This window comes from Parasulfitobacter algicola (assembly GCF_013315265.1).
GTDB classification, from domain to species: domain Bacteria; phylum Pseudomonadota; class Alphaproteobacteria; order Rhodobacterales; family Rhodobacteraceae; genus Parasulfitobacter; species Parasulfitobacter algicola.
Window position 1 is genome coordinate 1 of record NZ_JABUFE010000068.1, and the last position, 286, is coordinate 286.

At 62.6% G+C, this 286-nt stretch carries 1 pseudogene; it reads right to left on the reverse strand.

Annotated features, from left to right (window positions below):
- A pseudogene (locus HRQ87_RS20740) lies at positions 1 to 286 on the reverse strand (DDE-type integrase/transposase/recombinase); the annotation flags it as partial.

Here is a 286-nt window from a genome sequence, read left to right on the forward strand (position 1 = left end):
GGTCACGGGCCGATGCAGGCGGACGCGCTCAATGGCTTTGTTCAGGAAAGCCTTTGCCGCCTTCGCATCGCGCCGGGCGGTTAGGCGGAAATCGATCATCTGCCCATTCGCATCGACTGCGCGCCAGAGGTAGCGCCACTTCCCTCAGACGCGGATGTCGGTCTCGTCCACGTGCCAATCGACGCTGGCCCGCCGGAGATGCTTTTCCGTACGCTTGGTCAGTTCCGGGCCAAATTTCTGCACCCAACGATACACCGTGGAGCGATCAACCGCGACATCGCGCTCG